Annotated in this window: 6 protein-coding genes; 5 read left to right on the top strand and 1 reads right to left on the bottom strand. The window is 64.1% G+C overall.

Annotated features, from left to right (window positions below; translation table 11 throughout):
• Window positions 1–797: FAD-dependent oxidoreductase (locus EN994_RS11155; RefSeq protein ID WP_206530397.1), on the bottom strand; the 797-nt coding region annotated here is incomplete at its 3' end.
• A 96-nt stretch (window positions 798–893) separates the two neighbouring features.
• Here EN994_RS11155 and tesB point away from each other — a divergent pair.
• The 5 genes from tesB (at window position 894) to EN994_RS11180 (ending at window position 7,228) form a co-directional block, all read left to right on the top strand.
• On the top strand, window positions 894–1,769 hold the full coding sequence (gene tesB / locus EN994_RS11160) for an acyl-CoA thioesterase II (RefSeq protein ID WP_013528888.1): 876 nt from the start codon (window positions 894–896) through the stop codon (window positions 1,767–1,769).
• A gap of 217 nt (window positions 1,770–1,986) precedes the next feature.
• Window positions 1,987–2,325 (top strand): P-II family nitrogen regulator, encoded by a 339-nt coding sequence (locus tag EN994_RS11165; RefSeq protein ID WP_013528889.1) that lies wholly within the window; start codon window positions 1,987–1,989, stop codon window positions 2,323–2,325.
• 205 nt (window positions 2,326–2,530) lie between these two features.
• The gene (locus EN994_RS11170) at window positions 2,531–3,712 is read left to right on the top strand and encodes an ammonium transporter (RefSeq protein ID WP_224619141.1); all 1,182 of its coding nucleotides are present in this window, start codon (window positions 2,531–2,533) and stop codon (window positions 3,710–3,712) included.
• Between the two features lie 305 nt (window positions 3,713–4,017).
• Window positions 4,018–4,293, top strand: coding sequence for a hypothetical protein (locus tag EN994_RS11175; RefSeq protein ID WP_063170403.1), 276 nt, complete (start codon window positions 4,018–4,020; stop codon window positions 4,291–4,293).
• A gap of 259 nt (window positions 4,294–4,552) precedes the next feature.
• The gene (locus EN994_RS11180; protein WP_063169525.1) at window positions 4,553–7,228 is read left to right on the top strand and encodes a DNA translocase FtsK; all 2,676 of its coding nucleotides are present in this window, start codon (window positions 4,553–4,555) and stop codon (window positions 7,226–7,228) included.
• The last annotated feature ends 275 nt before the right edge of the window (window positions 7,229–7,503 follow it).

The raw sequence follows: 7,503 nt of genomic DNA on the forward strand, positions 1-7,503 counted from the left end.
CGCTGCTCGAGTTCGTGTTCGAACAGGAGATCGTCACCGGCCACCAGCTTCTCGGCATCGGGCGTACGCTCGACCCAGACGATCGACGAGCGGTTGGTGCCGTCCTCACCGGGTTTGAGCGGCAATGTGGCGAAAGGCCCGGCCGGCAGGAAATGCTCTTCGGCGCGACCATTGTGCGGGCGTTCATGCGCTACCGTGCAGACGATGCCGGACTGGCCATATTCCCACTTCACCGTCTTGATGCCGGCCATGTCGCGCAGCTTCGAGTTGACGCCGTCGGCGGCGACCAGCAGCCGCGCCTTCAGCGCTGCGCCGTCGGCGAGATGCACGGTGATGCCACTGCCGTTGGTCTCGAAGCCCTGCACCGCGACGCCTTCGATGATATCGATGCCGAGCCTTTCGGCGCTGGCCCGCAAGGCGCCGTTCAGCACCTTGTTGGCGACCATATGCGCAAAGGGCTCGCCCGGCGCCACTTCGCCGCCGAAGGTCAGGAAGACCGGACGCACCGGATCGGCGGTGCGCGAATCGGTGATGATCATCTCAGTGATCGCCTGCGCCTGGGGTGCGATCTCGGCCCACACGCCGAGCTGGTCGAGCATGCGGCAGGCGGCAGCGGCAATGGCCGAGGCGCGGCCATCCCTTTGCCAGGCGCCAGCAGGTGCCGCATCGACGAGAGCGATGGCGAGGCCCGGTCGCGCCTGTTTCAGCGATACGGCGGCGGCCAGGCCGACATAGCCGGCGCCGGCGACCAGGACATCGAGCCCGGATCTGTTTTTCGTGTCCGCCTTGCGTTCCATCATCTTCGCTCCTGCGCCGGCCGGGTCTTGCGCCCTTGACTGCCTGTCCGTCCTGTCGGAAACCGCCATAACACTTCTGCGGCGAGGGCGCGAAATATGACGGCAGCCATGGACGAGCTTCTCGGCATTCTCGACCTCGAGAAGCTGGAACACAATCTGTATCGTGGTCGCAGCCCGCTGCTCGACTGGCAGCGCGTGTTCGGCGGCCAGACCATCGCCCAGGCGCTGGTGGCGGCGCAGCGGACAGTGGATCCCGATCGGTACGTGCATTCGCTGCACGGCTATTTCATGCGGCCCGGCGACACCAAGGTGCCGATCGTCTACGAGGTCGACCGCATTCGCGACGGCGGCTCCTTCACCACGCGGCGCGTGGTGGCGGTCCAGCACGGCCAGGCGATCTTTTCGCTCGAAGCCTCGTTCCAGCAGGATGAGGTCGGCCTGGAGCACCAGGTGCCGATGCCGCAGGACGTTCCGGGGCCGGACACATTGCTGTCGCAACGCGAATTGCTGGGCAAATTCGGCGAGGCGGTGCCCGATGGGATCAAACGCTACTGGGAGCGCGACCGGCCGATCGAGATGAAGCCGGTGATGCTGAAGCATTACACCAGCCGCGAAAAGCTGGAGCCAAAGCAGAACATCTGGATCCGCACCACCGGTCCGGTGCCGGCGGACCGCGCCATCCAGGCAGCGGTGCTCGCCTATCTCTCCGACATGACGCTGCTCGACACATCGACCTTCGCGCATGGCCGCGCCATTTTCGATCGCGATATCCAGGCGGCGAGCCTCGACCACGCCATGTGGTTCCACCGCAGCCATGCGCTCGACGACTGGATGCTCTACACGCAGGACAGCCCGTCGACGCAGGGCTCGCGCGGCTTTACACGCGGCTCGCTGTTTGCCCGCGACGGTACGCTGATTGCCTCGGTTGCGCAGGAAGGGCTGATCCGGCTCAAGCGATCGCCTGCAGAGTAGGCATTTTTCGACATTTGCCCAATTTTTAAGCAGGCGTATCGCCGCAGCTGTGGGCAGGTTGCGTCGGCGCACTCCCTAATCTCTTTGTTTACAGTGGGTTAACACCCTGCTTCCGCACTTGGCACGGAGCTTGAATCCTTGTGGGCACTCTCCGGCTCTTTGGGATCGGTGAAGGTGTACAAACGCGGGGGACCGCAACAGCAAAGGGTGAAACCTTATGAAAATCGTGATGGCAATCATCAAGCCGTTCAAGCTCGACGAGGTACGCGAAGCGCTCACCGCCGTCGGCATCCAGGGCCTGACCGTCACCGAAGTCAAAGGCTACGGGCGTCAGAAAGGGCATACGGAGATCTATCGCGGGGCGGAATACGCGGTCAGCTTCCTGCCGAAGATCAAGATCGAAGTCGCGGTCAGTGCCGACATGGTCGACAAGGCCGTCGAAGCCATCACCGCAGCCGCCAAGACCGGCCAGATCGGCGACGGCAAGATCTTCGTTTTCGGCATCGATCAGGCGGTGCGCATCCGCACCGGCGAAACAGACACCGACGCGCTCTGAGCGGCGATCACGTATTCCAATGGAGAGTTCAATGAATATTCCTTCCACCTTGAAGACGACGGGACGAGCTGCCCTTTTGGGTTCGCTTACTCTCGCAGCATTGGGCACGGTTGCCGCCTTCGCACAGGAAGCGGCACCGGCCGCAGCCGCGGCCGCGCCGGCTGCTGCCCCGACCCCGGTGCTCGACACCGGCAACACCGCCTGGATGCTGACCTCGACGGCGCTGGTGCTGATGATGACCATTCCGGGCCTGGCGCTGTTCTACGGCGGCATGGTGCGCAAGAAGAACGTGCTCGCCACCGTCATGCAGAGCTTCGCCATCACCTGCCTGGTGACGGTGCTGTGGTTCATGTTCGGCTATTCGCTGGCCTTCTCGGACGGCGGCGGCGTGAACAGCTATATCGGCGGCACCTCGAAGTTCTTCCATCACGGCATCACCACGGCCTCGCTGTGGCTGCCGGGCGTCGCCAACATTCCTGAATTCGTGTTCTCGATGTTCCAGATGACATTCGCCATCATCACGCCGGCGCTCATTGCCGGCGCCTTCGCCGAACGCATGAAGTTCTCGGCGCTGCTGATCTTCATGGCGTTGTGGCTGCTGGTCGTCTACGTGCCGATCGCGCATTGGGTCTGGGGTGGCGGCTTCCTCGGATCGGCGGGCGTGCTCGACTTTGCCGGCGGTACGGTCGTTCACATCAACGCCGGTGTCGCCGGTCTGGTCTGTGCGCTGGTTCTCGGCAAGCGCGAAGGCTATGGCACCACCAACATGGCGCCGCATAACCTGGTCTATTCGGTGATCGGCGCTTCACTGCTGTGGGTTGGCTGGTTCGGCTTCAACGCCGGTTCGGAACTGGCAGCCGACGGTCTTGCCGGCGCTGCCATGCTCAACACCCAGGTTGCCACCGCCGCGGCGGCACTGGCCTGGATGTTCGCCGAATGGATCGTCGCCAAGAAGCCTTCCGTGCTCGGCATCATCTCGGGTGCGGTTGCCGGCCTGGTCGCGGTGACGCCGGCTTCCGGCTTCGTCAACCCGACCGGTGCCTTCATCGTCGGCATCGTCGCAGGCGTCGTCTGCTACCTCTCGGCGGTCAAGGTCAAGCACATGTTCGGCTATGACGACTCGCTCGACGCCTTCGGCGTGCATGGCGTCGGCGGTGTGGTCGGCGCTCTGCTCACCGGCGTGCTCGCCGACCCGGCGATCAACAGCCTCGGCGCAGGTGCTTCGCTCGGCAAGCAGATCTACGGCGTTGCCGTCACCATCGTGTGGACCGGCATTGCCACCTTCGTGCTCCTCTACATCGTCAAGGCGCTTGTCGGCCTGCGCCCGACGACCCAGGAAGAGGTCGAAGGCCTCGACATCTCCCAGCATGGCGAAGTGGTGCCGTAAGGGCGGAACCCTCCTCCCGCCGGCCCCATATCTCCACGCAATTCCGAATGGAAAGCGCTGCACAGTTCTCCTGGAATTGCTTTGAAAGATCCCGTCGTGACGCTCCCGAAAGGAGTTCACGCATTGAGGCCCGGATCGCATCCGGGCCTCTTTTTTTGGCAAGCCATTCCGGCAATGCCCGGCTTCACGCAATCACGTTCGCGTGATCATGTTTTTTGAGGAAACAACGACCGCTCTGGTTCCGAACCGTGGGGACGATCGTCGTTCTGACGCTCGTGCCAAACAACAGGGAAGGAAACCATCTCATGAACCTCAAGAACATCTGTCTCGGAGCGCTTGCTCTTTCCATGATCGGCGGCGTGGCGTTTGCCGGTGCTCTGGACGAGCCCGACAACATGGCGCCGTTCTTCACGGATTCCGGCATGAAAACCATGAAGCCGATGGCGGGCTTCAAGACAGCTTTCATGGCCATGCCGATGGAAAAGCAGGAAGCGATGAAGAAGGAATGCCAGGATGCGGCGATGAGCAAGCCGCATGCGGAATTCTGCGCCAATGTGCAGGCGCTCGGCGGCGCCAACTGATTTGCCGCGATCGGGCCGAGGCCCGATCTCCGTTCAGACGACCAATGGCGGGCCGGCAGCCCGCCATTGTTTCGTTCGATGGAGCTCCATCGGTCCGTCGTCCATCATTGCCTCATACGGCTCAACCGGCGGTAATGAGGTTTGAGCGTCTCAACCTCTTATAGTTAATGCGCCCTTAACCTTCCCACCGATAGTCTGAGACCCGAATCTGCCGGAGTGCGCCACGCACCCGGCGAGTCCACGACAGACGGGGAAGAGCATGCGTTCAGGGGCTTCAGCACCGCTCGCGCTGGCCGATACGGGGCACGGCATCCAGGCGTTCGCGCGGCGTCAGGTCGGGCGGCTGGTTGGCGTCGGCCTGTTCGCGCTGGCCGCCTTTGGCGTTGCCAGCCTTGCCACCTGGAATGTCGCCGATCCGAGTTTTTCCCACGCGACGAACAACTCCGTCACCAACGCCATGGGCTATGCGGGTGCCGTGTTCTCCGACCTCGCCATGCAGTTCTTCGGCCTCGCCGCCGTCGCCGCCCTGGTTCCGACGGTCATCTGGGGCTTCCTGCTGTTTTCCGCGCGCGGTGTCGACAGGCTGCCCAAGCGCGGGTTGTCCTGGTTCGGCTTCGCGCTGCTGGCCGCGGCGATGGTCGGCTGCGTGGTGCCGCCCAAGACCTGGCCGCTGCCCACCGGCCTCGGCGGCGTGTTCGGCGACATGGTGCTGAAGATCCCCGGTGTCGTCATCGGCGGCTATCCGACCGGGCTGATCGCCAGCATCATCGCCATCCTGCTGTCGGCGCCCGCACTGTGGCTCTTCGCCCATGGCTCGGCGCTGATCGGACGCAAGAACGGCTTTGCCGTGATGGAGGACGAGCCCGCCGTCGATCCGCGCGAGGACGACCTTTTGTTCGACAATGACGAGGACGAAGGCGACGAGGGCATCCTGGCGCTCGGCGCCATCACCCATTGGTGGCTGTCGCTGCGCGCGTGGATGCACCGCCGCGCCGTGCGCCGCAGGCAGGAGCGGGACGAGTACGAGCCGGAGATGGAGCAGCGCTCCACCGCCTGGCGCCGCGCCGCCGAACGGGTCGAATCGGCCGAGTTCGCCGAGCAGCGGATGAGCCAGGATGGCCGCGCCCGCGTCGAGCCGGAATTCTTCGCCGCCATGGTCAACGACCGCAGCGCCTCGCTCGACCCCGACGATGCCGATATCTTCGACGACCGCTTCGACAATGCGGGCGAGGATGCCGATTTCGACGATGAGCCTGTCGTGCAACGCCGAGGCGCGCCGACCGCCAAGGTACAGCCGTTCCGTTCCGATGCCGCCACGCGCGTCGAGGCGCCGGCGGCGCGCCCCGTGCCCGGCGCCCGTGTGCAGCGCGAGGCGCAGACATCGCTGATCGGCTCTGAAAAATTCGAAATGCCGTCGCTGCACTTCCTCTCCGAGCCGAAGAACGTGGTGCGCGACGCCAGCCTGTCCAAGGACGCGCTGGAACAGAACGCGCGCCTGCTCGAAGGCGTGCTGGAGGATTTCGGCGTCAAGGGCGAGATCATCGCCGTCCGTCCGGGTCCGGTCGTCACGCTCTATGAGCTCGAACCGGCGCCCGGCATCAAATCGTCGCGCGTCATCGGCCTGTCCGACGACATCGCCCGCTCGATGAGCGCCATCGCCTGCCGCGTCGCGGTGGTGCCCGGCCGCAACGCCATCGGCATCGAACTGCCGAACGCCAAGCGCGAAACCGTCTATCTCAGGGAGATCCTGGCCAGCCGCGACTTCGAGACGACGAAGGCCAAGCTGGCACTGGCGCTGGGCAAGACCATCAATGGCGAGGCGGTCATCGTCGACATCGCCAAGATGCCGCACGTGCTGGTCGCCGGCACCACCGGCTCGGGCAAGTCGGTCGCCATCAACACCATGATCCTGTCGCTGCTCTACCGGCTGACGCCGCAGGATTGCCGGCTGATCATGATCGATCCGAAGATGCTGGAACTCTCGGTCTATGACGGCATCCCGCATCTGCTGACGCCCGTCGTCACCGATCCGAAGAAGGCGGTGGTGGCGCTGAAATGGACCGTGCGCGAGATGGAGGACCGCTACCGCAAAATGTCCAAGGTCGGCGTGCGCAACATCGACGGCTTCAACGCCCGTGTCAGCCAGGCGGACAAGAAGGGTGAGAAGATCTCGCGCACCGTTCAGACCGGCTTCGACCGCCAGACCGGCGAGGCGATCTACGAGACCGAGAACCTCGATCTCGAGCCGATGCCTTATATCGTCGTCATCATCGACGAGATGGCCGACCTGATGATGGTCGCCGGCAAGGACATCGAAGGTGCCGTGCAGCGCCTGGCGCAGATGGCGCGCGCCGCCGGCATCCATGTCATCATGGCAACGCAGCGGCCGTCGGTCGACGTCATCACCGGCACCATCAAGGCCAATTTCCCGACCCGCATCTCCTTCCAGGTGACGTCGAAGATCGACAGCCGCACCATTCTGGGCGAGCAGGGCGCCGAGCAGCTGCTCGGCATGGGCGACATGCTCTACATGGCCGGCGGCGGCCGTATCCAGCGCGTGCACGGCCCGTTCGTCGCCGATGAAGAGGTCGAGAAGATCGTCGCGCATCTGAAGCTGCAGGGCGTGCCGGAGTATCTCGACGCCATCACCGAGGATGATGGCGAGGATGACGACGAGCCGTCAGGCAAGGGTGGAGCGAGCGGCGGTGGCGGCAACAGCAATTTCGAGGATTCCGACGATCCTTACGATCAAGCGGTCTCCGTGGTGCTGCGCGATGGCAAGGCCTCGACCAGCTATATCCAGCGCCGGCTGGGCATCGGCTATAACCGCGCTGCCTCGATCATCGAGAAGATGGAGAAGGAAGGTATCGTCGGCCCGGCCAACCATGCCGGCAAGCGCGAGATCCTGGTGCCGACCGAAGAGGACAAGTTCTGACCAGAAAGCCTGACCCTTGCGACATCCGGCAACCTTGAACCTTTCAAGGCGTTGAAGCGACCAAGGGACGCCCGACCCGCCAAATTTCAGCCCAACTGGGGGTCCAAGCACAGAACAACTCAGGAATCAGACGAGAGTGACCGACATGAAAAACGATCTTTCAGCGCTCAGCACATTTGCTCCATCCCGGCGTCAGTTGCTGGGCCTCGGTCTGGCGTTTGCAGGGGCGGCAGCCTTCAACGCGGTGCCCGGCTTCCAGGTGCTGGCCTCGGCGC

Origin of the sequence: Mesorhizobium sp. M7A.F.Ca.CA.002.09.1.1 (genome assembly GCF_003998555.1) — a bacterium.
GTDB lineage: Bacteria > Pseudomonadota > Alphaproteobacteria > Rhizobiales > Rhizobiaceae > Mesorhizobium > Mesorhizobium ciceri.

Bases quoted from the DNA above. Each gene is read 5' to 3' on its own strand.
- tesB (WP_013528888.1), top strand. From the start codon at position 894: ATGACGGCAGCCATGGACGAGCTTCTCGGCATTCTCGACCTCGAGAAG.
- EN994_RS11165 (WP_013528889.1), top strand. From the start codon at position 1,987: ATGAAAATCGTGATGGCAATCATCAAGCCGTTCAAGCTCGACGAGGTA.
- EN994_RS11170 (WP_224619141.1), top strand. From the start codon at position 2,531: ATGCTGACCTCGACGGCGCTGGTGCTGATGATGACCATTCCGGGCCTG.
- EN994_RS11175 (WP_063170403.1), top strand. From the start codon at position 4,018: ATGAACCTCAAGAACATCTGTCTCGGAGCGCTTGCTCTTTCCATGATC.
- EN994_RS11180 (WP_063169525.1), top strand. From the start codon at position 4,553: ATGCGTTCAGGGGCTTCAGCACCGCTCGCGCTGGCCGATACGGGGCAC.